Annotated in this window: 29 protein-coding genes; all 29 read left to right on the plus strand. The window is 70.6% G+C overall.

Annotated elements, in window-relative coordinates; genetic code table 11:
* Nucleotides 1–12 precede the first annotated feature (12 nt).
* The 29 genes from IT371_30595 (at nucleotide 13) to IT371_30735 (ending at nucleotide 20,728) form a co-directional block, all read left to right on the plus strand.
* Entirely contained in the window at nucleotides 13–180 is a 168-nt protein-coding gene (locus IT371_30595) for a hypothetical protein (protein MCC6752041.1), read from the plus strand.
* Nucleotides 181–364: 184 nt separating this feature from the next.
* A complete protein-coding gene (locus IT371_30600) occupies nucleotides 365–1,486 on the plus strand; it encodes a hypothetical protein (GenBank protein MCC6752042.1) in 1,122 nt (373 codons plus the stop codon).
* A gap of 236 nt (nucleotides 1,487–1,722) precedes the next feature.
* Entirely contained in the window at nucleotides 1,723–2,376 is a 654-nt protein-coding gene (locus IT371_30605) for a hypothetical protein (protein MCC6752043.1), read from the plus strand.
* A gap of 188 nt (nucleotides 2,377–2,564) precedes the next feature.
* Nucleotides 2,565–3,743, plus strand: a complete 1,179-nt coding sequence (locus IT371_30610) for a hypothetical protein (GenBank protein MCC6752044.1) — start codon at nucleotides 2,565–2,567, stop codon at nucleotides 3,741–3,743.
* Between the two features lie 65 nt (nucleotides 3,744–3,808).
* Entirely contained in the window at nucleotides 3,809–5,056 is a 1,248-nt protein-coding gene (locus tag IT371_30615; GenBank protein ID MCC6752045.1) for a hypothetical protein, read from the plus strand.
* A gap of 80 nt (nucleotides 5,057–5,136) precedes the next feature.
* Nucleotides 5,137–5,982 (plus strand): hypothetical protein, encoded by an 846-nt coding sequence (locus tag IT371_30620; GenBank protein ID MCC6752046.1) that lies wholly within the window; start codon nucleotides 5,137–5,139, stop codon nucleotides 5,980–5,982.
* Nucleotides 5,983–6,141: 159 nt separating this feature from the next.
* On the plus strand, nucleotides 6,142–6,906 hold the full coding sequence (locus IT371_30625; protein ID MCC6752047.1) for a tail fiber protein: 765 nt from the start codon (nucleotides 6,142–6,144) through the stop codon (nucleotides 6,904–6,906).
* Between the two features lie 7 nt (nucleotides 6,907–6,913).
* Nucleotides 6,914–7,390 (plus strand): hypothetical protein, encoded by a 477-nt coding sequence (locus IT371_30630; GenBank protein MCC6752048.1) that lies wholly within the window; start codon nucleotides 6,914–6,916, stop codon nucleotides 7,388–7,390.
* Nucleotides 7,387–7,728 carry a hypothetical protein gene (locus tag IT371_30635; GenBank protein MCC6752049.1) on the plus strand — a complete coding sequence of 114 codons (342 nt, stop codon included), beginning with the start codon at nucleotides 7,387–7,389 and terminating at the stop codon, nucleotides 7,726–7,728. Before IT371_30630 ends, IT371_30635 begins: the two co-directional genes overlap by 4 nt.
* A complete protein-coding gene (locus IT371_30640) occupies nucleotides 7,721–7,987 on the plus strand; it encodes a hypothetical protein (protein MCC6752050.1) in 267 nt (88 codons plus the stop codon). Before IT371_30635 ends, IT371_30640 begins: the two co-directional genes overlap by 8 nt.
* The gene (locus IT371_30645) at nucleotides 7,984–8,454 is read left to right on the plus strand and encodes a hypothetical protein (GenBank protein MCC6752051.1); all 471 of its coding nucleotides are present in this window, start codon (nucleotides 7,984–7,986) and stop codon (nucleotides 8,452–8,454) included. Before IT371_30640 ends, IT371_30645 begins: the two co-directional genes overlap by 4 nt.
* Nucleotides 8,455–8,506: 52 nt before the next feature.
* Complete coding sequence (locus tag IT371_30650) at nucleotides 8,507–8,848, plus strand: hypothetical protein (GenBank protein MCC6752052.1); 342 nt, start codon at nucleotides 8,507–8,509, stop codon at nucleotides 8,846–8,848.
* Nucleotides 8,849–8,856: 8 nt separating this feature from the next.
* Nucleotides 8,857–9,519, plus strand: coding sequence for a hypothetical protein (locus tag IT371_30655; protein MCC6752053.1), 663 nt, complete (start codon nucleotides 8,857–8,859; stop codon nucleotides 9,517–9,519).
* Nucleotides 9,520–9,521: 2 nt separating this feature from the next.
* Nucleotides 9,522–10,193, plus strand: coding sequence for a hypothetical protein (locus IT371_30660; protein ID MCC6752054.1), 672 nt, complete (start codon nucleotides 9,522–9,524; stop codon nucleotides 10,191–10,193).
* Between the two features lie 10 nt (nucleotides 10,194–10,203).
* On the plus strand, nucleotides 10,204–10,464 hold the full coding sequence (locus IT371_30665) for a hypothetical protein (protein MCC6752055.1): 261 nt from the start codon (nucleotides 10,204–10,206) through the stop codon (nucleotides 10,462–10,464).
* 57 nt (nucleotides 10,465–10,521) lie between these two features.
* Nucleotides 10,522–12,429: a hypothetical protein gene (locus IT371_30670; protein MCC6752056.1), complete on the plus strand. Its 1,908-nt coding sequence runs from the start codon at nucleotides 10,522–10,524 to the stop codon at nucleotides 12,427–12,429.
* An 83-nt stretch (nucleotides 12,430–12,512) separates the two neighbouring features.
* Complete coding sequence (locus IT371_30675) at nucleotides 12,513–12,827, plus strand: hypothetical protein (GenBank protein ID MCC6752057.1); 315 nt, start codon at nucleotides 12,513–12,515, stop codon at nucleotides 12,825–12,827.
* Between the two features lie 26 nt (nucleotides 12,828–12,853).
* Entirely contained in the window at nucleotides 12,854–13,807 is a 954-nt protein-coding gene (locus tag IT371_30680) for a hypothetical protein (GenBank protein MCC6752058.1), read from the plus strand.
* 31 nt (nucleotides 13,808–13,838) lie between these two features.
* Nucleotides 13,839–14,261: a hypothetical protein gene (locus IT371_30685; GenBank protein MCC6752059.1), complete on the plus strand. Its 423-nt coding sequence runs from the start codon at nucleotides 13,839–13,841 to the stop codon at nucleotides 14,259–14,261.
* The gene (locus IT371_30690) at nucleotides 14,258–14,440 is read left to right on the plus strand and encodes a hypothetical protein (GenBank protein ID MCC6752060.1); all 183 of its coding nucleotides are present in this window, start codon (nucleotides 14,258–14,260) and stop codon (nucleotides 14,438–14,440) included. Before IT371_30685 ends, IT371_30690 begins: the two co-directional genes overlap by 4 nt.
* Nucleotides 14,441–14,443: 3 nt before the next feature.
* On the plus strand, nucleotides 14,444–15,865 hold the full coding sequence (locus IT371_30695) for a hypothetical protein (GenBank protein MCC6752061.1): 1,422 nt from the start codon (nucleotides 14,444–14,446) through the stop codon (nucleotides 15,863–15,865).
* 47 nt (nucleotides 15,866–15,912) lie between these two features.
* The gene (locus IT371_30700) at nucleotides 15,913–16,506 is read left to right on the plus strand and encodes a hypothetical protein (protein MCC6752062.1); all 594 of its coding nucleotides are present in this window, start codon (nucleotides 15,913–15,915) and stop codon (nucleotides 16,504–16,506) included.
* Between the two features lie 51 nt (nucleotides 16,507–16,557).
* A complete protein-coding gene (locus IT371_30705) occupies nucleotides 16,558–17,211 on the plus strand; it encodes a hypothetical protein (GenBank protein MCC6752063.1) in 654 nt (217 codons plus the stop codon).
* A 2-nt stretch (nucleotides 17,212–17,213) separates the two neighbouring features.
* Nucleotides 17,214–17,885 (plus strand): hypothetical protein, encoded by a 672-nt coding sequence (locus IT371_30710; GenBank protein MCC6752064.1) that lies wholly within the window; start codon nucleotides 17,214–17,216, stop codon nucleotides 17,883–17,885.
* Nucleotides 17,885–18,103, plus strand: coding sequence for a hypothetical protein (locus IT371_30715; GenBank protein MCC6752065.1), 219 nt, complete (start codon nucleotides 17,885–17,887; stop codon nucleotides 18,101–18,103). The genes IT371_30710 and IT371_30715 overlap by 1 nt, the downstream gene beginning before the upstream one ends.
* Nucleotides 18,100–18,525: a thermonuclease family protein gene (locus tag IT371_30720; protein MCC6752066.1), complete on the plus strand. Its 426-nt coding sequence runs from the start codon at nucleotides 18,100–18,102 to the stop codon at nucleotides 18,523–18,525. The genes IT371_30715 and IT371_30720 overlap by 4 nt, the downstream gene beginning before the upstream one ends.
* 41 nt (nucleotides 18,526–18,566) lie before the next feature.
* Entirely contained in the window at nucleotides 18,567–19,445 is an 879-nt protein-coding gene (locus IT371_30725; protein MCC6752067.1) for a hypothetical protein, read from the plus strand.
* Between the two features lie 39 nt (nucleotides 19,446–19,484).
* Nucleotides 19,485–20,036 carry a hypothetical protein gene (locus IT371_30730; protein ID MCC6752068.1) on the plus strand — a complete coding sequence of 184 codons (552 nt, stop codon included), beginning with the start codon at nucleotides 19,485–19,487 and terminating at the stop codon, nucleotides 20,034–20,036.
* On the plus strand, nucleotides 20,036–20,728 hold the full coding sequence (locus IT371_30735; protein ID MCC6752069.1) for a LamG domain-containing protein: 693 nt from the start codon (nucleotides 20,036–20,038) through the stop codon (nucleotides 20,726–20,728). Before IT371_30730 ends, IT371_30735 begins: the two co-directional genes overlap by 1 nt.
* The last annotated feature ends 11 nt before the right edge of the window (nucleotides 20,729–20,739 follow it).

Consider the following 20,739-nt stretch of genomic DNA (forward strand, 5'->3'; position numbering starts at 1 on the left):
GACGGACGAGGCGTGAACGACAGCAAGATCAACCCCAAGATCATGACGATCGGCGTGCTTGCGCTCGGCGCGTTCCTGCTCTTCGGCGGGCAGATCGCCGAGTCCGTCCGGTGGGCCGTCTCGGGCGAGCCGAGCGGTCGTCCCCGTCGCGGGCGTCGCCTGCGCGCGAGGACGGCCTAACGCGACCCGAACGGGTCGCGACAACTCCGTGGTGAGTTCGTTTGGTAGGGTCTCAAGAGGCCGCCATGGTGGCGGACGTCGGAGGCCCGAGAGGGCCAGCAGGAAGAACAGGAACATGAGCCTGACCCTGTTCGCTCTCAGTAACCCGGGCGGCCGGATCGTGCGCCGCAACAGGAGTGGGAAGATGGCGAAGCGTCGGCGCCGCGGGCGCAACCCGAAGATGACGAAGGCCCTGGCCGCCAAGGCGAAGCGCAAGGCGGCGGCGGAGGGGATCTCCTACCAGAAGGCCATGGGGATCCTCATGCGCGGCGGGTCGGCCTCCGCGCCGAAGCGCAAGAAGAAGAAGGCCTCGCGCCGCGCCGCCCCGAAGCGCAAGAAGAAGAAGGCCTCGCGCCGCGCCCCGAAGCGCGCGAAGAAGAAGGCCGGCCGCCGTGGCGGTCGCCGTGGCGCCCGTCGTTCGCGCAAGGCCTACCGCCCCTACGTCGGGTCGTCGGGCAAGTTCAGCAAGCGCGTGAAGGAGAACCTCGTGAAGCGCAAGGCCGCCCGCAGGGGCAAGCGCGGGGGCTACATGATGAACCCCCGCCGTCGTCGCCGGAAGAACCCCTACCGGCCCATGGTCGGCAAGGGCGGGCGGTTCAGCAAGCGCGTCAAGCGGCGCATGGCCGAGCGCGGCCTGGCCCGCGGCAGCCGCCTGAACCCGCGCCGTCGGCGCCGGAACCCGATCTCGCTCGCGGGCGTCCGCAGCGGGATCCGCTCGCTGCTCTCGCGCCAGGGCGCCATGAAGTACTCGCGGATCGCCGTCGGCGCGCTCGCGGGCATGGCCGTCGCCCGGCAGGCCCCGGGGCTCTTCAGCCGGATCCCGGTCGTCGGGCAGTACCTGCGCGCGGACACGCCGCTCAAGTCGATCCTGCTCTCGATCGCCGCGATCGGGCTCGGGACCATGGCGGCGCGCCGCCTGAAGCTCGGCAACGACATCGTCGCCAGCATGGTCGCCGGCGGCGCGGGCGTGGTCGGCGCGGGCGTGCTCAAGCTCGCCTCGTCGCGGATCCCGGCGCTCAAGGCGATCCCGGGCGTCAGCGGCATGGGCGACGTGGTCAGCCCGTCGCAGTTGGTCGCCGGTGAGGCGATCTTCGGCGGCAGCGGCGTCGGCGACTACCTCCAGTTGGGGGGCCCGGTGCCGGAGCAGTACTTCGCGGGCGGCATGAACGACTACGTCGACTTCGTGTCGCCGGCCGCCGGCCGCGCGGCCGAGGCGGCCTCGTTCGCCCAGGTCGACTGGTCGCCGGGCACGGAGACGAGCTTCTAGTCCGCCTTCGGCGCGCCCTCCGGGGCGCGCCTGGAGCGAGGGAGGGCCGAGTGGCCCACGGGATCGTGAACGATCCCGGCTCAGGTGCGACTCCTGACCTTCGCCTTCTCGTGCGGCATGTCGCCGTCCGAGATCGTTCACCAAGGGGCCCGAGCGGGCCCCGGCCCGGGAAGCGGTGAGCCACCGCGACCTCGGCTTGAAGGCGCCGGATAACTACCGGCCCGAGGAGACTGATCATGGCTCAGGGCATCCAGCTTGTCCCGCTGCCCTCGCAGGGCACCGTGGCCGGCCGTCCGCGCAAGGAGTCGGTGTACGACACCGACGTGTACCTCGCGGCGACCGCCATGCCGCAGCAGATCCTGCTGTTCAACAACTTCGCGGCGTTCAGCGTGGCGCCGGCGCTCGGCCCGAAGCAGTTCGGCCGGGACACCAACCTGCGCGGGACCGGCACGGGCGGCCTGCCCCAGGCCACGCACCTGTTCTGGTACTCGTGGCGGCTCAAGTGCCGCTCGCTCGGCACCAACCTCAACCAGCCGGCGAACGCGGTCGTCCCCGAGCAGATGAACCGCTGGCGCGAGTTGGGCTACGCCCAGTTCGCCTTCCAGACCTCGGTCCTGATCACGACCCAGTTGGACGAGTTGCCCTCGGGCGCTGGTCCGCAGTCGATCTTCACGACCGTGACCAACACGACCATGCCGTCGCTCCCGTCGGGGATCCCGTCGAAGCGCGAGGGCAAGGACGTGACGATCATGGGGCGGCCGGTCGAGTTGAACGCCCTGGAGGCGTTCAACGTCCCGGTGTTCGTCCCGCAGGGCGGCTTCGCGCCGCAGGTCGACCTCTATATCACCGCCGTTCTGGACGGTGTCCTGCTGCGCGGTCTCTCGGCGTAGCAAGGACTTACGTCGGACGGACGTCCGAACGTAAGACGAACGAAAACGCCCCTCGCCCGTCGAGGGGCGTTTTCGTTTTCGGCCGTCTGCACCGTCCGCAACAAGACCCCACCGAAGACGCAGGAGACGTATAAGACACTATCATACTTGTCGGTTGATCCTGCCCCGAAGCGTGCTACGCTCGCGGCATGAACCTGAAGAAGATCAACTCTCAGACGATGTCGGTCGACAAGGCATGGCTCCTCGGCCTGATCGCAGGCGACGGCCACGTCTCGTTCCGCCCCTCTCTTCGGACCTATGCCGTGGTCATTGCCGCCGGGCTGGACGAGCCGCTCGCCCGCGAAGCGTTGAGGTGCGTCGAGGTCGTTTACGGCCTGACGGGGCGGGTCAAGAAGGTCAAGAACTGCTGGACCGCCTTCGTCTACAGCAAGGCCCTCGTGGACGACCTACGCGCGCTGGCGTTGTTCGGGGCGCATAGGTGGACGGTCCCCGCGACGGTGACGACGTCGGACGACATCAAGGCTCATTGGGTAGCAGGGCTCGTCGACGCCGACGGGCATATCGCCTACCGGCCAAAGAAGGGCGTGCGCTACGTCTCGATCGACTCTGTGAACGAGAGCGGTCTTCGGGCGACGCAGACGCTACTCGCGTCAATCGGCGTCGACGCGACGATCTACAAGGATCGTTCTGCGTTTCGGCTCGTTGTCGGACACAGAGAGGCGTTTGGCAGGTTCGCCGAGATCGTCCCAGTGAGGTGTCCTCGCAAGAAGGCCTGCCTCTCCGAGGCGGCCAGAACCTACACGAAGCGTCAGCGGAGGCGCTGCGAGGTCGACAGGATCGTTCCTGAAATCCGCCGCCGGTTGGCGGATCGCGAGTCCTATCGAGAGATCGGGGAGGCTTTGGGTATGTCGAGTGAGCAGGTTCGTAGCGCGGCGAGGACGCACGGCGTCCTCGGCCCGGGTCGAGGCAAGGGCGCGATCTTCCAGTATCTAGAGAAGCACTGGCCGGAGGTCGAGCGGCGGATCGCTTCAGGCCAGACGATCCCGGAGGTCGCCGCCGCGATCGGCGTCGAGCCTTACACGATCCAGAACGGCATGAAGACGCGCGGCCTGCGCGTCGGTGTCCGGAAGGGGCTCATGACCGCCCGCAGCGCGGAGCTTGAGGCGCTCGTGCCGCAGATCAAGGCCTTGGTCGAGGAGGGGCTGTCGAACCCTGAGATCGCCAAGCGGGTGGGCCACGAGTTGACCGGTCAGAAGGTCGCCAACCTCCTGTGCAAGCATGGGATCAAGCGCGACCCGGCGGTCCGCTGGCAGAACGCTGGCGGGCACAAGGGCGCCCCCGCCGCCGACACGGACTCCGTCCCCTGATCGCCTGCTAAGATCGGAGGGCAGCCGCTGCTTGCGCCATAACTAGGCGCCCCAGGAGGCCCCTCGTGTCGCAGTACCCCAACACCTACTACCAGCAGGGTCTGGCCACCCCCGGGCGGGCCTCGGTGTGGCCGAGCCCGATCTTCCCGCAGGCGGACATCCCCGCCCTCATTCAGGATCCGTGCTCGGGCACGGTCTTCCTGAACCCGGTGAAGGGCGACGTCGACTCGTACTACATGAGCAACGTCCCCCACCCGACGGGGATCACCGCGCCCTTCGGCACCCAGCAGTGCTCGCTCACGCCGCCGCTGCTCCAGGGCAACCAGGGCGACATGGAGATCGTCAAGCTCATGAGCGTGAGCACGGGGCGCTTCAGCGCCCTGATCACGGACACTTGGACGAACCGGCAGTACATGAACAAGCCGGTCTCGTCGAACATGGTGTTCGGCACCTCGCAGCTTCCCTTCGGGCTCTACGAGACGATCTTCCTCCCGGCGACGACCTCGCTCGCGGTGCAGGTCACCGACATGAGCGGCGCGCCGAACGACGTGCGGATCGTCGCCCACGGCCGGCGCTTCATGGGCAACTGCGGGGGCAAGGCCGCGCTCCAGTCGCCGTTCATGTCCCGCCGCACGCACCCCTACTGGCTCACGTTCGATCGCGGGGCCGAGGTCACGGTCGACGCCGGCGCGGTCAACGCGCAGTTCACCATGACGGTGCCGTCGAGCGCGGACTTCCTCTGCTGGCTCGTCATGGACGACTCGACCGTCTCGGCCGAGGACGCGATCACCGTGCGGATCTTGGAGGGCACCTCCGGGCAGATCCTCATGGACCGCGCCCTGAGCCTCCGGCAGTTCGTGGCGTCGCCCACGGTGCCCGTGGCGGGCTTCCCCGGCGGCGTCGTGCGCTCGACCGCGTTCCCGTTCGCCTGGACGTTCACGCACCTCTTCAAGCGCGCGACCCAGGTGATCGTCGAGGTCACCAACAGCGCCGGCGTGCCGCAGACCCTCCGCATGGCCTTCCACGGCCAGTTGATCTACTACGGGGACTGCCCGAGCATGCCCGACCCCGAGCGCATGCGGCTGCTCCAGCAGCCCTACATGCCGATGCCGGCGCCGCCCAACTGGCTGCCGTGCGCGCCGGGGGCCGCGCCCTCGTCGGTCATGTCGCCCGCGCCGGTCATGGCGGCCCCGACGGGCCCCGTGCCCGCGGCCGGCATGGCCACGCCCTACCGGAGCCCCGCGGGCGAGTTCGGTGGCCCTGTCGGGTGGCGCGGGGGCGACATCGCCTACGGGCGGCTCCCCGGGACGTAGCCCGGGAGCGATCCTGGGCCCCGTCGGCCCGTCGATCCTGGCGTCCCTGACCACCCCCTGACCCCGAGGCAACCCCGCCCATGGCCGGCTTCCCGATCGAGCGCAACTGGGTCCAGCCGACGTGGCCGCCGCCCTACGGGCTGGCGCCCATGCCGGGGGGCCAGGTCGTCTACCCGCCGCCGCCGTCGCCCCAGGCGCTGGCGGCCCAGGGCGCGGTCAACCACGTCGTCGGCGACGCGGCCCGCGGCCTGCTGGTCAACACGACCGAGACGCCGATCCACGCCCCGCCCTACCGGGCCCTGCCCTTCCCGGCCGAGCGCCGCGTGGTCGTGCAGCCCCCGGGCAGCCCGCCCCTGGCGGGTCCGCTCGCGGCGGCCGTGGCCCTCGCGGCGGCCGAGGCGCCCTTCTCGGGCCCGCTGCCGCTGATCGCGCTCGCGAGCACCTCCGTGTTCGCGGACGTCTACTCGTACACGATCCCCAACGGCTACCGCCTCGTGATCACGAAGGTCGGCCTCGGCGCGCCCCTCGCGCAGAAGGACGCGCTGCGCTGGCGGCTCGTGGTGGGCACGTTGCCGCTCGTCGCCGGCCTGCCGGCCGGCACCGGCTCCGACGGCCTGTGGCCGCGCGCGAGCGCCGACGACCTCCTCGACACGTTCGCCGTGCCCATGGCGAACACGACGGTCTCGGTGCAGGTCCGCAACCTGAACGTGAACTCGGGCTACCTCGTCGAGGTCAAGCTCTACGGGTGGCTCTTCCCGGTGCTCCAGCAGGACGACAACGAGCGCAGCCTGCTGCTCACCAACGGGCTCGACACCAACGGGCGCTTCACCGACTCGGGCGCGTTCTGCGCCCCGGCGTGCCCGCCGAGCATGGTCTGTCCGCCGCCTGGGCCCTGCCCGCCTTGCGGGCCGACCTCGTGCGCGTGATCGTGGAGGATCGCCATGCCTGAGTCCGTGATCGTCGGTCAGCGCACGGTCGTGCTCGCGCGGCAGCCCGCCGCCGCGTTCGGCGCGGGCGCCTCGATCGCTCCCAACAACGGCCCCTACGACGTGTCGAACTACGGCACGATCACGGCGCTGTTCCACATGGCCCCGGGCGGCGCGGCGGCGACGGCGCAGCTTGTCCAGTCGATCGACGGCGTGACGGACGACTACGTCACGACCCTCGCGATCGACACGACGCAGGCCCCCCAGGTCGTCTACACGGCGACGATCGACCTCGTCGCGCCGTTCCTCAAGATCGTCTTCGTCAACAGCGGCGCGCCGACGACGCTCGCCTACTCGATCGTGGCTCGCCCCTCGGCGAGCGGCGGGGGTGGCAGCGGCGGGGGCGGCGGGGGAGGTTCGGTGGTCCCGACCGGCACGGTGCTCGACTTCGCCGGCGCCTCGGCGCCGAGCGGCTACCTCCTGGCGGACGGCACGGTCTACCCGATCGCGACCTACCCGGCGCTCGGCGCGCTTCTCGGCGCGACCTACGGCGGCGACGGGATCACGACCTTCGGCGTGCCCGACGGGCGCGGGCGCTCGACGGTCGGCGTCGGCACGGGCCCCGGCCTCACGCCGCGGGCGCTCGGCGCCACGGGCGGCGAGGAGAACCACGCCCTGGTGACCGGCGAGCTTGCCGCTCACGGCCACCCCGTCACCGACCCGGGCCACAGCCACGCCTACAGCCTCGGCAACGAGGCGGGCGCGTCCTCCGGCCTCGACAACGACCTGCTCTTGCTGCCCGGCACCTTCAGCGGCGCGATCTCGGCCGCCTCGACCGGGATCACGGTCGGCAGCACCGGCTCCGGCACCGGCCACAACACCATGCACCCGTTCGTGGCCCTCAACAAGATCATCAAGACCTAGGGGCGCCATGATCCTGCGACCGATCCTGGGCCTCGTGGACGTGCTCGCTCGCGCGGCGTTCGTCGCAGGGATCGTCCTCGTCCTCGCCGGCACGGCTTCGGCCGACACCGACCCGATGAAGATCCCCACCGACCACGTCCCCGCGTGGGTCTTCTACTCCGTGCTCGCGGCCGGCAGCGCCGCCGGCGCGACCATGGGCAAGGTGATCCACTACCTCTGGGTGCGGCTGGACGAGCACGCGCGCCTCGCGGAGGAGCGCCTGCTGGCCACGCAGAACACCCACAGGGCCGACCTCAAGGCCGTCACGGACCTCCTCCAGAAGGAGCAGGCCGAGCGGCGTCAGGACGTCGAGAGGCTCAAGAAGGAGCAGACCGACGTCATGCGCGAGGTCATGACCCAGATCGCCGCCAGCACGGAGGCGATCGAGGACAGCACCCAGACGCTGCACCGCCTCATGGGCAGCATCACTCAGGAGGGTCCGTGAGCCCGCTCGCCTTCCCGCCCGACCCGCCGCCCGCCGCCATCAGCCCTGCCGACTCCGACGGGGACGCCGAGCGCACGGCGATCCTCAAGCAGATCCGCGAGACGCGGCTCTCGCCGACGACGCCGCGACCGTCGCCGCGCGTGGTCGTGGACGGCAAGGAGGTCAACCTCGACGACAGTGCCGAGTTGACCCTCGACAAGATCCGGGCCGTCGTCCAGCAGAACAAGGCCGCGTGCGCGGCCAACCGGCAGAGCCTCGCGGACCTGCGCGCCGCGCACGCCTCGTCGCCGGTCACCAAGGGCTTCAAGATCCCGAAGAAGGGGGTGTCCGGTGCGTAGCTCCTCGACCGTCACGACGCGCCTCGTCCTCGCCCTGGTGGTCGCCGCCGTCCTGTCGGCGTGCTGCCCGCCCGAGATCAAGGACAAGGCCGCGATCGAGAACGCGGTCCACCAGGGCTACCTGCGCCTGATCGACGAGGGGGCCGTCGACACGGCCGGCCTCACGAGCATGGTGCGCGCTTCGGCCACGGCGTGGGCCGCCCTGGACGAGATCGCCAACGGCGCCGACGAGGGCCAGCCCCAGGGCCAGAGCCCGTGAGCCTGATCGACGACCTCGCGAAGAAGGCCGCCGAGAAGGGGCCCGAGTTCTGGCGCGACAAGGCGCCGGGGTGGTTCGACGACCTCATGGCCAAGGCCAAGGCCGGCCTGCCGGAGGACGCCGCCCTCGGGAACGATCCCATGCTCAAGGCGTCGCGGGACGCGGCGGTCCAGGCGCTCGACACCCTCGCTCGCCGCAAGGCCGACCTCCTGCACCTCGGCGAGCACGGCCTCGTGGTCCTGCTCGCGAGGATCGCGACGGGGCGGATCGACGACGCGGCGCGGATCTACCTGCGCGACTCGGCCACGCTGGACGAGCTTCTGGCGGCGTCCGCCACGAGCACGGCCGACATGGTCAAGCGCGCCAGGGATCGAGAGGCGGCGCTGGCGAAGACGCTCCAGATCCTGAAGGAGATCGGCTCGATCACCGCGCGCTACGTCCTCCCGGCGCTCTTGGCCGCGATCTAGTCTCCGCGCCCCGATCGTTTGGTAGTCTGCTCACTGGAGCCGAAGGAGTCCCATGGCGTTCCCCGACCTTCAGCTTCGGGCTGACCCCGACGCGCCCGGCGGCTACTCGGCGCTCTACGCCGAGGCCACGGGGATCCCCGTGCCGGGCAACAACACGTTCAAGATCCCCTTCGCGCGCAACCTCCCCGCGCCGAACGGCTCGGGGATCCCCGCCGGCAACGTCGAGTTCGACTGGCTGGAGATCGACGTGCTCGTGCCGGCCGGCAGCGACGTCACGTTCGCCGACGCGGTGAGCCTCGCGCCCAACAAGGAGGACTTGACGATCAACTTCACCACGGGCGGCGCCGGTTCGTGCCGCGTGGTCTGCCGGCTGATCCACTCGATCGAGCGGTAGGAGCGCCCATGCCCCCGATCCTGCGGATCTCCGGCGTGCTGGGCGGCGGCGCGCCTCCGAGCTTCTCCTGCACGCTGACCGGGATCCCGGCCACGCCGCTGGAGATCGGCGCGCAGTTGATCAACCCGACCTTCAACGCCTCCTACTCGGGCGTGCCGGTCGCGGCGTCGATCTCGGACACCGAGGGCAACCCGCCGCAGAACGTCCTCGCCGTCCCGAACCCGATCACGCGCCCGTTCACCTACCAGAAGAACGGCAACGGCCAGACGGTCACGTTCACGCTCACGGCGAACGACGGCGGGCCGCCCGCCGTGAGCAACGTCGTCTACACCTGGCTCCCGCGCGTCTTCTTCGGCGTGTCGGCGCTGGCGACGCTCACCGAGGCCCAGATCGAGGCCTTGGCCGGCTCGGCCCTCGCGTCGAGCTACCCGCGATCGTTCACGACCTCGCCCACGGCGCAGTACGTCTACTACGCCTGGCCGGCCTCGTTCGGCAACGCGACGCCGCTGTCGTTCCAGACGCCGCCCCCGTTCCCCGGCGGGTGGGTCGAGATGGCCGGCAGCCCGATCTCGATCACGGCGAACACGGCCGGCGCTCCGACGCAGAACTACCGCGTGTGGCGCACGGTCAACCTCCTGACCGCGGTCAGCGTCCTGACGGTGGTGAGCTAGCCATGGCGAACCTCGACGGGCCTCCGTACTACGACAGCGGCCTCGGCGACGTCGCGGTCCCCGCGGCGGTCGCGCCGCTGTCCACCCCGCCCTTCGGGTCGTTCCCGTCGATGCGGACCTCGTGCATCGTCGGCGCCCCGAAGCTCCTCGACACGATCGTGTCGCGCGACGCGATCCCGGCCGGGCTGCGCGCCGAGGGCATGACCGCCTACGTCCAGGCCACGCAGGAGACCTGGCAGCTTCAGGGCGGGATCACGAACCTCGACTGGGTGCTGATCTCCGGCGCCGCTGCGGGCTCGACCGTGGTCACGCGCCCCTACTCGGGCCTGCTGTCCGTCGGCGACGCCGTCTATCAGGACGGCGCCGGCAACGTGCAGCGCGCCTCGGCCTCGGCCTACTCCACGGGCCGCGTCGTGGGGCTCGTGCTCGCCGTGGACACGCCCGTCGTGGGCCAGGCCCAGGTCGTCCTGATCGGCACCCTGACCGGGTTCGTCGGCCTGACGCCCGGCGCCGCGTACATCCTCGGCACGACCGCCGGCTCGATCGTCGCCGAGACCGACACGGTCAACCCGGCCTACCCGTCGGCTCCCGGCAACGTCGTGCAGGTCGTGGGGATCGCCGCCTCGGCGACCGACCTGTCCGTCGACCTCTCCCAGACCCTGATCGTCCTGTAGGGGGATCGGCATGCCCGCCTTCGTGAACCCCTTCCCCGTCGGCTCTCTCGTCGACGTTCGTCCGGCGGAGACGCGCCCCTGGCGCGCCGGCACCGTGACGGCCTACTCGGACAACCGCTCGTGGAAGGTGGCGCTCGTCGCCCCGATCACGCAGGAGGCGTGGCTCGGCGTGCCGAACCGCTACGCTCCCGCCGCGACCTTGAACGAGGTCACGGTGTTCTGCCCGGTGAACGTCGTCCTGCCCGACGAGATCATTCGGCCGCGCGTCTAGGCGTCGGCCAAAACCACACACCGCGCCTAGCGGCGCCACCACTCACAGGAGCGATCCATGGCTCAGGTCAGCGTCTTCACCCGCGTCGCGGGTACCAGCTACTTCCGCACGATCAACGAGACGACCGACCAGGCCGTCCTCGCCCAGATCGAGGGCACCGTCGCGACCCGCTCCCTGTGGGCGGACGCGGCGGCCACGACCGTCAACCTCGGCACGGGCACCGGCCTGACGACCGGCAACCTGTTCACCGGCGCGGCGCTCACCGCGGTCAACGTCGGCACGGGCATGGGCGCCGGCGACACGCTGAACGTCGGCGGCCTGAACTCCTCGACGATCGTCGGCGGATCGCTCACCGTGACGCAGAACCTCACGGTCAACGGCACGACGACGACGATCAACTCGACCACGCTCGACGTGGCCGACCGGTTCATCACGTCGGCCGTCGGCGGCGGCGGCAACATCTCGGGCGGCTTCGCCGTCAGCCAGGCGAACGGCGCCGGCAACGACTTCCTGTGCATGTGGAACGACACGGCGAACCGCGGCGAGGTCGGCTTCGGCGACGCCTCGACGAACCCGGCGTCGGTCACGTCCTTCGCCAACTGGAAGGTCAACAACCTGCTGGTCGGCGGCACGAACATCGTGGCCGACGCGGGGCTGACGGTGCAGGCCACGGCCGCCGCCCTGGCCCTCGTCGCCACGGGCGCCAACTCGATCACCCTCACGACGAACGGCACCGCGGCCTGGGCCGTCGACAGCAACGGCGACCTGATCAACCTCGCCGGCACGCCGAACAACATCGGCACGACGACCGTTGCGGACCGCCCCGACACGATCTACGTCGGCACCCAGGTCGTCGTCGGCACGACCGTCACGATCACGACGAACACGGTCAGCGGCTCGGCGGGCCTGACCTGCACGAGCGTCTCCGGCAACACGACGGTGTCCTCGGCCGCGGGCCAGGTGCTCGCCACGGGCGCGACGGGCTTCAGCGCCACGGCGACGACGGGCAACGCCACGATCACGGCCACGGCCGGCGCGGCCGGCGTGTCCGCGACCGCCGGGCTCGTCTCGATCACCAGCGGCACCACGACCTCGATCACGGGCGGCACGGGCGTCAGCGCCACGGCGACGACCGGCAACGCCGACCTGACGGCCACGGCCGGCAGCGCGACCCTCTCCGGCGCGCTGACCACGAACATCACGTCCACCACGGCGAACGTCCTGCTCACGGCCTCGTCGGGGATCACCGCGACGGCGACGACGAACACGATCCTGATCCAGGCCCTGGCCAGCAACGTCTCGATCACCGCCGGCACGGCGGTCTCGATCACGTCGACCACGTCGACCACGATCGGGGCCACGACGACCGCCAGCCTCACGGCCGGTGCGGCGAGCGACCTGACCCTCGGCGCCCGCGGCGCGACGCTGACCTACAACGACGCCGGCAACACGACCCTCTCCGGCACGGTCTTCTCTGGCGTCACCTCGATCGTCGGGGCCCTCAACGCCCTGGCCACGGCCACCGCCTCGACCGACTCGGTCGAGGTCGCCTACACGAACGCCAACGCCGGCACGATCACGCTCGGCCAGGTCACCTACATCTCGGCCACGGACAGCGTCGACCTCGCGGTCGCCACGGCCGACAACGCCCTGGCCCGCCCGATCGGGTTCGTCCAGCCGGCGGCGGGGATCGCGTCCGCCGCGTCGGGCCAGATCGCCGTCGAGGGCCGCGCCGACGCGCGCTTCGTCGCGGGCCTGACCCTGACCCCCGGCGACGAGGTGTTCCTGTCGCTCACGGCGGGCTCGGTCACCGACGACGTGTCGGCCTTCACGACGGGCAACGTGATCCAGAGCGTCGGCTTCGTGAAGTCGCTCACCCCGATCGGTGGCGGCAGCCCCTACGACGGCGGCGCCAACCTCGTCGCCCAGATCCAGATCCAGTGGGGCGGCAAGATCGTCCTGTAGTAGGCCTGAACGCGCCCAGGGGCCGACCGGCGGCCCCTGGGCCTTGTCCATGGTAGGATCCGGCGCCCTTGAAGGAGGCAGACATGGACAAGAACGGCAAGAACGGGGCGGCCCCCGCCCCGTCGAACACGAAGAGGAAGCTCAACGGCGAGGAGATCCTCGCCGCGAAGCTCATGCAGGCCCGCCAGATCATGGCGTCGCGCAGCAAGGCGCTCGCGGACCTCCAGGCCGTCGTGGCCCGGCAGGCGGCCGAGATCGCCACGCTCCAGGCCATGGTCGAGGATCAGGACAGCCAGGCCCTCAAGGAGCGGTACAAGTTCCCCGAGAAGTACTCGATGCGCCCCGAGGAGGCCGAGGACGGCTCGACCTCCTTCTTCCTCCAGCCCTTCAACGAGTAGCGGCCCGAGCGGCGGCGGAGTAGACCATGGCCACGATCGTCCCCCTCGGTGTCGACAGCGTCACCGGCCAGACCAAGCTGGCCGGCGCCGGGGACACCCTGGGGGGCGGCGGGGCCCCCCTCCTCCTTCGTGCGAACAGCGGAGCGTCCGTCGGACCGCGTCCTCGTCTGAACGTCGTCGGGGACGTGGGCGGCGTGCTGACCTCGACGAGCGACAGCGTCCCCAACAACGAGGTGGTCCTGGCGCTGGCGACCCCTGCGGTCGTCGTGCAGACGACGAGCGTGGTGATCGGGGCCACGGACAACGGCAAGACGTTCGTCACGACGGGGGCCGGGGCCTCGCCCGTGACCTTCACGCTCCCGTCGCCGACGAACGGCTTCCGGGTGCGGATCTACTCCGACCACGTCGGCGGGTCGAGCGCCGTCGCGGTCTCCGGTGCGACGATCCGCTTGGGCGGCTACGTCACTCCCGCCAATGGGACGCTGGCCTCGTCGCTTGGGGTCGGATCCTTCGTCGAGTTGGTCGCTGACGGCACGAACTGGAAGGCGACGTCCTACACCGGGGTGTGGACGGTCATTCAGGCCGGGGTCTTGGGCATTCGGGTCTTCGACAGCGACCCAAGCCTGTTCGTCTTCCGCAACGTCGACTTCAACTCGACGGCCGACCAGCCGCTCTATCTGAACGCGAGCCGGTTCATCGTCCGCCGCGTCGTCGCGGCCAACGCGACGGTGTCCCTCACGACGGCGGCCGGCGGCATCTACACCGGTGCCGGCAAGACCGGAACGGCGATCGTTCCGGCGGCGCAGACTTACGCCGCCTTGACGGCCAGCAACAAGTTCCTCGACCTGACGCTCGACGCCTCGACGGGCACCGACGTGTTCACGCTCCCCGCGGGCACCCCGTGGTACTTCTCGCTCACGACGCCGCAGGGGGTCGCCGCGACCGGCGACGTGTATATCTGGGGCGACGCGACGCCATGATCAACGCTGACTTCAAGCAGGCGGCGTAGCCATGGCCGTCCCTCTCACGCAGGTCGCGAACCGCGCCTATCCAAGGCGCGACACGTCGATCCCACACCTCCTCGCGGAGATCACAGGCGTCGACCTCAAGACCGCCGCGGTGACGACGCTCTACACGGTGCCGACGGGCCTCGTCGCCCTGTGGCAGCGGATCCTCGTCAAGCCGAGCGCGGCGGTCGCCGTGGCCACGGCGCCCACCGTGAGCGTCGGGATCAACGGCACCTACGACGACGTGGTCTTCCCGATCGCGCTCACGGGCCTGACGAGCACGAGCCTCTACTGGGCGCTGCCCCTCGTGGCCCAGGCGCGTGTCGGTGTCGCCGCCGACCTCCTGCGCCTGGAGGTCGACACGCCGGCCACGGGCACGTCGCTGATCGCGACGGTCTACCTCTACGGGACGTTGGTGACGCCGTGAAGATCAAGCTGGAGTGGGCCGACGGCATGGCGGGCCTGGAGGACGCGGAGAACCGGCTGCTCTACGTCAATGGGACGCAGAAGCCGGCGAGCGAGATCGTCGCCGGGGACGTCGTCCAGATCCCCGAGCTTCATGGATCGTTCCTGATTACCACCGTGACGACGCTGCCGGAGAGCTAGCCCATGCCCAGTCCCATGCTGGCCCAGCTTGGCAACACGAACCCGTCGCGCGTCCTGCGCTACTCGGGGGCGTCGCCGGCCAACGTCGGAGCCGGCACCTTCGCCTGCCAGGCGCTCTTCAACGCTGACGGGCTCATGTCTTACGGGGCCGGGTGCTTCCGTGGGGACGCAGGGCAGGGCTATCACACGTTCGTGGTCGTCGGCTTGGCCCCCTCCGGCGCGGTCGGTATCTGGCGCACCACCGACGGTGGAGCGACGTATGCGAACGTCCTCACCGGCGGTATTGGGGTCTGGGCCTCGCGCCTCACTGGGCCCGTTCCGGTCTACGTCAACGGGACGCTCTATCTCACCGCGCTGATCGTGGAGAACGGCTTCCCGTTCTTCTACGCCTACGCCTATACCAGCACGACGTACGGCGCGACGTGGAGCGGGCCGTTCGGCGGATCGGTGAGTGCGCTCCTCAACAGCGTCGTCGTGTGGCGCGGCGGGATCTGGTGCGCTGGCAACGCCGCCAGCACGTCGACCTTCACGCCGGGGACCAACACCTGGGCCACCAACGCCATCAACGGCGGCAACTGCCAGTCTATCGGCCTCGGCGTGTTCAACGATCGACTGCTGGCCGTCTTCAGCGACTCGGCCGGAGGCAACCTGCGGCGCGTCGCCGAGTTCACCGGTGGCTCATGGGTCAACCTGGCGACGATCGCGAGCGGCGTCGGGCCCTCGGGCGGCTTCGGCATGTTCATGCCGGACGGAAACGATCTCTGGGTCTTCTGGTGGCACGGGACGAGCCAGGGCTGGCGCGCGCACAAGAGCGCCGGGTCGAATCTCTCCTCGTGGACGCTCGACAACACGCCCGTGCCGCTGGCGATTCAGTCGGGGGTGTCGAGTGCCAACACGAGCCTTCAGCCGTGGGCCGATCAGGAGTTGACCCCCGGAGTCTACCCGACCCGCTACGTCTGGTACACGCCCAACGCCTCGACCGCCGGTTCGCGGACGCTCTACCTCTGGAACGGCGGCGGCTCGGCCATGACGGTCGACTCGACCGGCGGCAGCGTCTTCGACCGCACTGCCGGCGACATGCGCTCGCAGGGGTCGAGCTTCCAGAACACGGGCGAGCGGAAGATCGAGATGACCGCGCGCACGCCGACGTCCGGCGGCGAGCGGTGGTCGTTCAAGCTCTACAGCCCCAACCCCTCGGTCGACTCCGTGAACGTGCGCTTCTGGGTCGGGACGGCGCTGGACGAGTTCGCAATCACGCCGGTCGGCCTGAGCAACCCGTCGGCCGGGTCGATCTCGGGCAACTCGATCACGGGCCTCGACGCGGCCGACAACGGCACGACGACCTTTCAGGTCACGGTCAACCTCCAGGCGGCCGGTTTTGCGCCGGGTCAGCGGCGCAAGCTCGTGGCCGAGGTCTATACGTAGTCGACGGCCAAAGACGACCGACGACCACGGAAGATCAGGAGTAGCCCATGGCCAAGCTCTCCGCGCTGTCGGACGAGACCTCGGACTTCATTCGCGGCAACCGCCTCTCGGCGATCTCCGACGAGACGGCGGACTTCATTCGCGGGAGTCGCCTCTCGGCAATCTCCGACGAGTTGTGCGACTTCGTTCAGACGCCGGCGCCGACGCTCTCCCCGGCCCTGGTGAAGGACGGTCCGTCGGCCGCCGCCATGAAGCGCGGCCTCTACGACGCGGGCTTCCCGCTCGCGACCACGGCGACGTTCTCGATCGCCGCCTCGTCCTACACGGCCCCCCTGCTCTCGGCCCGGGGGCTGTTCACGGTGCCGACCGGGCGCAGCCTCATGCTGCTCTCGGTCGTCGTGCGAGCCACGAACGTCGTCGGCTTGACGGCTGACCCCGTCGTGAACGTGACCTCCGAGGCCGGCGACGTCGTCTTCCAGCAGACCGTCTCGGGCATGGCCGCGAACCGCGTCTGGAACTTCGACGTCGTGGGCAACGCCCCGGTGCTGCCGGCCGGCACGGCCCTCGTCCTCGGGATCCCGACCCCGGCCCTGGCCACGACCTTCAACGTGGTGGCCTACGTCTACGGCGTGCTCCTGTAGTAAGATCGGATCCGGTCGGCGTGGCCGGCCTGGTCGGCAAGGGGCGGTGCCATGGCCTTGGAGCGGATCCTCCGCGCGTCACCCTCGCGTGGTGCGACCCAGCAGCTTGGGACGGGCGACACGGGCTACGTCCCCGGCGACCTTCAGGTCGACGGGGCGCTGAACGGCGCCACGACCGCCCAGGTCGTCAGCCTGCGCCTCGACGACGCGAACGTCTACAGCTTCGGGCAGTTCAACACCGAGTACCGGAGCAGCGGCTCACCCCAGGCGGCCAACGAGGTCCAGTACACCCGCGTGTGGCTCTTCGCCGGGCGAACGATCGCGACCATGCGGACGTTCGTCACCGCCGGCGCCGACGGCGTGCGGCAGATCCAGTTCGGGATCTACGACCAGGCCACGCCGACGAGCGACTCCGGCACGCCGAACAACCGCGTGGCCAACACCGCGGCGGACACCCCGCCGGCGGCCTTCACCGGCGTGCGGAGCGTGGCCTTGTCCGCTTCCTACTCGGTCCCGACGACCGGCTGGTACTGGCTCGCGATCCAGGCCAACAACGCCGCCATGAGCTTCCTGATCTCCGACGTGTTCCGGGCCAACTCGGTCAACCGTCGCGAGGAGAACCCCGGCGTCTTCACGCTGCCGGCCACGGCGGGCGCGACCACGCAGCCCCAGAGCGCCGCGCTCTACTGCGCGGCGGCGGAGTAGCCATGGCCGTCCTCCCGAGCACCCCGAGCGGGCCCGGCGCGACCGTCACGCTCAACCCCGACGGGATCCTCCCGCCGATCAACGGATCGCTCCTGACGGCCCTCGGGCGCGAGACCGAGTTCTTCCGGCACACCTCCGGCGCGGGCGGTATCTCGCGCCTCTACAGCGGCACGGTGGCCGGCACGGCGCCGGCGACGTCCGCGCACACGGCCAACGTCCTGCGCGCGATCCCGTTCACGTCGCCTCGGGGCGGGACGATCGCGACGATCAACGCCGCGGTTACGACCGGCGTCGCCGGCAACTTGCGGCTCGGTATCTACACGAACACGTCCACGACCGATCTCCGCCCCGGCACGCTGCTCGCCGGGAGCGCGTCGATCTCGACGGCGGCGGCCGGGCTCAAGACGTTCACGTTCGGGACGCCGATCGTGCTCGACCGCGACGCCCTCTACTGGCTGGCGATCGTCAACGACGTGTCCGTCACCTGCCGCGTCCAGAGCCTCGCGGCGGCGTGGCCGATCCTCGGCTACGCCGCGACGCTCGGCACGACGCTCGGCTACGGCTGGTCGGTCGCGTTCGCCTACGCGGCGCTGCCGGCGTCGTTCCCCGTGGCCGGGATCGCGGTGATCACGGCGCTGCCGCTGCCCTTGATCGCCCCGACGTTCTCGGCCTGATGAAGTTCACGGTCGAGGTCGACGACAAGGTCTGGGCGCGCTGCGTGAAGGCGCTCGCGCGCTCGGGCTTCTCCGGCACCCCGGCAGAGGTGCTGGAGGCCGTCCTGGCCACGGCCCTGACCGAGCCCCCGGCCAAGCACGTCGGGGACACGACGATCTCGTCCACGAGCGTCATGCTGACGCTCGGGCAGTTGAAGGTCCGCCAGGAGGCCCCGTGAGCGATCCCGCGCCCTTGTCCGAGGTCTCCGACGAGGCCTGCACCCCCTTCCTGACCCTGTGGCGCGAGGGGCTCGTGATCAAGGTCGTCGACGGGGACACCGTCGACCTCACGATCGACCTCGGTTTCGAGGTCTACCGCCGCGTCCGCGTGCGGCTCCTCAACGCCGCCCTCAAGGGGATCAACGCGCCCGAGACCAACCGCACGGCCGAGCGCGTGGCGGGCCTCGCGGCGAAGGCGCGGCTCATGGCGCTCTTGCCGAACGGCAAGCTCGTGCGGCTGCGCTCGATCAAGGCTGCCGGCAGCACCGAGAAGTTCGGGCGCTGGCTCGCGGTGGTGCTCGTGGCGGGCGACAACGGCTGGCGCTCCGTCGGGGACGTCCTCGTCTCCGAGGGTCTGGCGGTCGAGAGGGACTACGAGTAGGTCGGCCACAGAGTAGGTCGGTCGCCGGATAGGATAGGACCATGCCCCCGATCCTCTCGTTCAGCGCCCCGTCTGGGGGCGGCCCGCCCCCGGCCACGCCCGACCTCGACGCCGTCCTCGTCGCCGGCAACGTCGCGCTCACGCGCGACGTCCTGATCGCCGCGACGCACGCGCTCGACGCCGCGGTCGCCGCGACCGTCCTCCAGATCGGCACGACGAACGCCTCCGCCGTGCGCTTCGGCACCGCGACGGGCACGACCAGCACCTTCCAGGCGTTCTTCAACCAGAGCGCCTCGTTCCTGTCGAACGCCGGGCTCCAGTTCTCGTCCACGACGGCCAACCGCGGCTCCTGCCGCATGAACCAGTTCGGCAACAACGCCGGCGTGCCGGGGATCACCGGGTTCAAGAGCCGCGGGACGAACGTCGGCGACCTCGTGTCGTGCAGCGCGGGCGACGTGCTGTGGCGGGCCACGGCGATCGGCGTGCCGGCCGACAACGCCAGCGTGCCGCTCGCGGGCTGGCTCGGGATCAACGTCCCGACGGGCGGCGTCGGCGCCAACTACCTGGCCACGGACTTTGAGGTCCGCCTCACGCCGCTGGCGGGGCCGATCAACGGCCACCGCCAGGCGTTCCTCGTCGACAGCGAGGCGATCCTCCACGGGCGCGAGACGGCGAACAGCTTCGCCGGCGTGGCCACGATCGGCGCCGGCGGCAACGTCGTCGTCGCGAACACGAGGGTCTCGGCCACGACGAAGTTCCTGCTCACGGTGCAAGACACCGGGCCCGCGCCCACGGGGACGATCTACCAGTCGGCGCGCGCGGTCGGCGCGAGCTTCACGATCGCGTCCTCGGCCGGGGCGGCCGACGCCGGCGTCGTGGTGTACTACCAGTTGTGGGAGCCTGTGGCGACGCCGCCGTAGTCGGAGCGGCGACGGCGATTCACCGAGTAGGATAGGGCCATGCCCCCGATCCTCTCGGTTTCGGTTCCGGCGATCCCCGGCCCCGCGGGCCCGGCCGGCAACGCCACGACGTTCACCGGCGACCAGTTCCAGAACCCGAACAACGCCGACTGGGCCGTCAACGCGGCTGCCGCCGCCGCGGTGGACTCGATCAACCCGGCCCTGATCGTGCGGCGCTTCGACGACACGGCGATCGAGGGCGTCGGGATCCCCTTCTTCGTGCCGGCCGGCGCGGCGTCGCTGCGCTTCGACATGGCCTGGCGCGCCCAGACCGCCCCCGGCGCCCCGCAGGGCGTCGTGCCCAGGGTCTACACGCGCCGCACGCCCGACAACGTCGCCGTGCCGGCGTGGTCGGCTGGTCTCGACCTCACGACCCTCGCGGTGCCCACGAGCACCCTCTGGCAGTACGACTCCCAGACGCTGACCCTGGCCGCCCTCGGCCTCGCGGCCGGCGAGGGCTGCCTGATCGAGTTCTGCCGGGCCTCGGCCGCCGCGGGCGACACGCTCGTCGGCGACTGGGTGCTCTGGCAGTTGACCGTCGCGGTGGTCTAGTGGCCTGGCGCACGTCCGCGAACAACCAGGCTGTCACGACGGGGGCCTTCGCGACCTTCTACCCGCAGTTCACCTGCTGCGTGTGGCTGCACAAGATCACGTCCGGCACGAACAACGTCCGGATCTTCCGCAAGAACGGGATCACGTTCTCGGTGCAGACCGGGATCCCCATGCGGCTGTTCTTCCCGTGGACGACGGGCGCGACGTTCGCGGCACCGGCGGCGCTCAACCCCCTCGGCGTCACGTCGCACTTCGCGTGCAGCTACGACTCGGGCAGCGTCCTCAACCTCCCGCGGATGTACGTCGACGGCGTCGAGCAGGCCGTCGTCGCCACGACCCCGCCCACCGGGGTCGTCAACGTGGCGGCCACCACGGGGCAGTACATCCTGAACAACACGGTCGGCTTCACCCAGGGCTTCCAGGGCTACGCGAGCGACTGGCGCCTCTACTCCCGGGTGCTCTCGCCGTCCGAGGTCGAGACGATCGCCCTCGGCCGCGGGCACGACGACGTCCGCCAGGGCCTGGAGGTCCAGTACGTCATGGAGAACGGCGTCCCCGGCGCGGCGTTCACGGCGCCGATCGACGGGAGCGGCAACGGGCGCACGGGCGCCGTCGTGGCCGCCGGCAACACCTTCGACGCCCTCCCGGGCGGGTTCTCGGGCCGCATGCGAACCGCCCTGCGCGCAGGGTAAGATCGGAGCCA

This window comes from Deltaproteobacteria bacterium (assembly GCA_020848905.1).
GTDB lineage: Bacteria > Myxococcota_A > Polyangia.

Bases quoted from the DNA above. Each gene is read 5' to 3' on its own strand.
- IT371_30665 (MCC6752055.1), top strand. From the start codon at position 10,204: ATGCCCGCCTTCGTGAACCCCTTCCCCGTCGGCTCTCTCGTCGACGTT.
- IT371_30685 (MCC6752059.1), top strand. From the start codon at position 13,839: ATGGCCGTCCCTCTCACGCAGGTCGCGAACCGCGCCTATCCAAGGCGC.
- IT371_30700 (MCC6752062.1), top strand. From the start codon at position 15,913: ATGGCCAAGCTCTCCGCGCTGTCGGACGAGACCTCGGACTTCATTCGC.
- IT371_30630 (MCC6752048.1), top strand. From the start codon at position 6,914: ATGATCCTGCGACCGATCCTGGGCCTCGTGGACGTGCTCGCTCGCGCG.
- IT371_30660 (MCC6752054.1), top strand. From the start codon at position 9,522: ATGGCGAACCTCGACGGGCCTCCGTACTACGACAGCGGCCTCGGCGAC.
- IT371_30625 (MCC6752047.1), top strand. From the start codon at position 6,142: ATGGCCCCGGGCGGCGCGGCGGCGACGGCGCAGCTTGTCCAGTCGATC.
- IT371_30655 (MCC6752053.1), top strand. From the start codon at position 8,857: ATGCCCCCGATCCTGCGGATCTCCGGCGTGCTGGGCGGCGGCGCGCCT.
- IT371_30715 (MCC6752065.1), top strand. From the start codon at position 17,885: ATGAAGTTCACGGTCGAGGTCGACGACAAGGTCTGGGCGCGCTGCGTG.
- IT371_30605 (MCC6752043.1), top strand. From the start codon at position 1,723: ATGGCTCAGGGCATCCAGCTTGTCCCGCTGCCCTCGCAGGGCACCGTG.
- IT371_30670 (MCC6752056.1), top strand. From the start codon at position 10,522: ATGGCTCAGGTCAGCGTCTTCACCCGCGTCGCGGGTACCAGCTACTTC.
- IT371_30710 (MCC6752064.1), top strand. From the start codon at position 17,214: ATGGCCGTCCTCCCGAGCACCCCGAGCGGGCCCGGCGCGACCGTCACG.
- IT371_30675 (MCC6752057.1), top strand. From the start codon at position 12,513: ATGGACAAGAACGGCAAGAACGGGGCGGCCCCCGCCCCGTCGAACACG.
- IT371_30680 (MCC6752058.1), top strand. From the start codon at position 12,854: ATGGCCACGATCGTCCCCCTCGGTGTCGACAGCGTCACCGGCCAGACC.
- IT371_30620 (MCC6752046.1), top strand. From the start codon at position 5,137: ATGGCCGGCTTCCCGATCGAGCGCAACTGGGTCCAGCCGACGTGGCCG.
- IT371_30650 (MCC6752052.1), top strand. From the start codon at position 8,507: ATGGCGTTCCCCGACCTTCAGCTTCGGGCTGACCCCGACGCGCCCGGC.
- IT371_30705 (MCC6752063.1), top strand. From the start codon at position 16,558: ATGGCCTTGGAGCGGATCCTCCGCGCGTCACCCTCGCGTGGTGCGACC.
- IT371_30725 (MCC6752067.1), top strand. From the start codon at position 18,567: ATGCCCCCGATCCTCTCGTTCAGCGCCCCGTCTGGGGGCGGCCCGCCC.
- IT371_30695 (MCC6752061.1), top strand. From the start codon at position 14,444: ATGCCCAGTCCCATGCTGGCCCAGCTTGGCAACACGAACCCGTCGCGC.
- IT371_30610 (MCC6752044.1), top strand. From the start codon at position 2,565: ATGAACCTGAAGAAGATCAACTCTCAGACGATGTCGGTCGACAAGGCA.
- IT371_30600 (MCC6752042.1), top strand. From the start codon at position 365: ATGGCGAAGCGTCGGCGCCGCGGGCGCAACCCGAAGATGACGAAGGCC.
- IT371_30730 (MCC6752068.1), top strand. From the start codon at position 19,485: ATGCCCCCGATCCTCTCGGTTTCGGTTCCGGCGATCCCCGGCCCCGCG.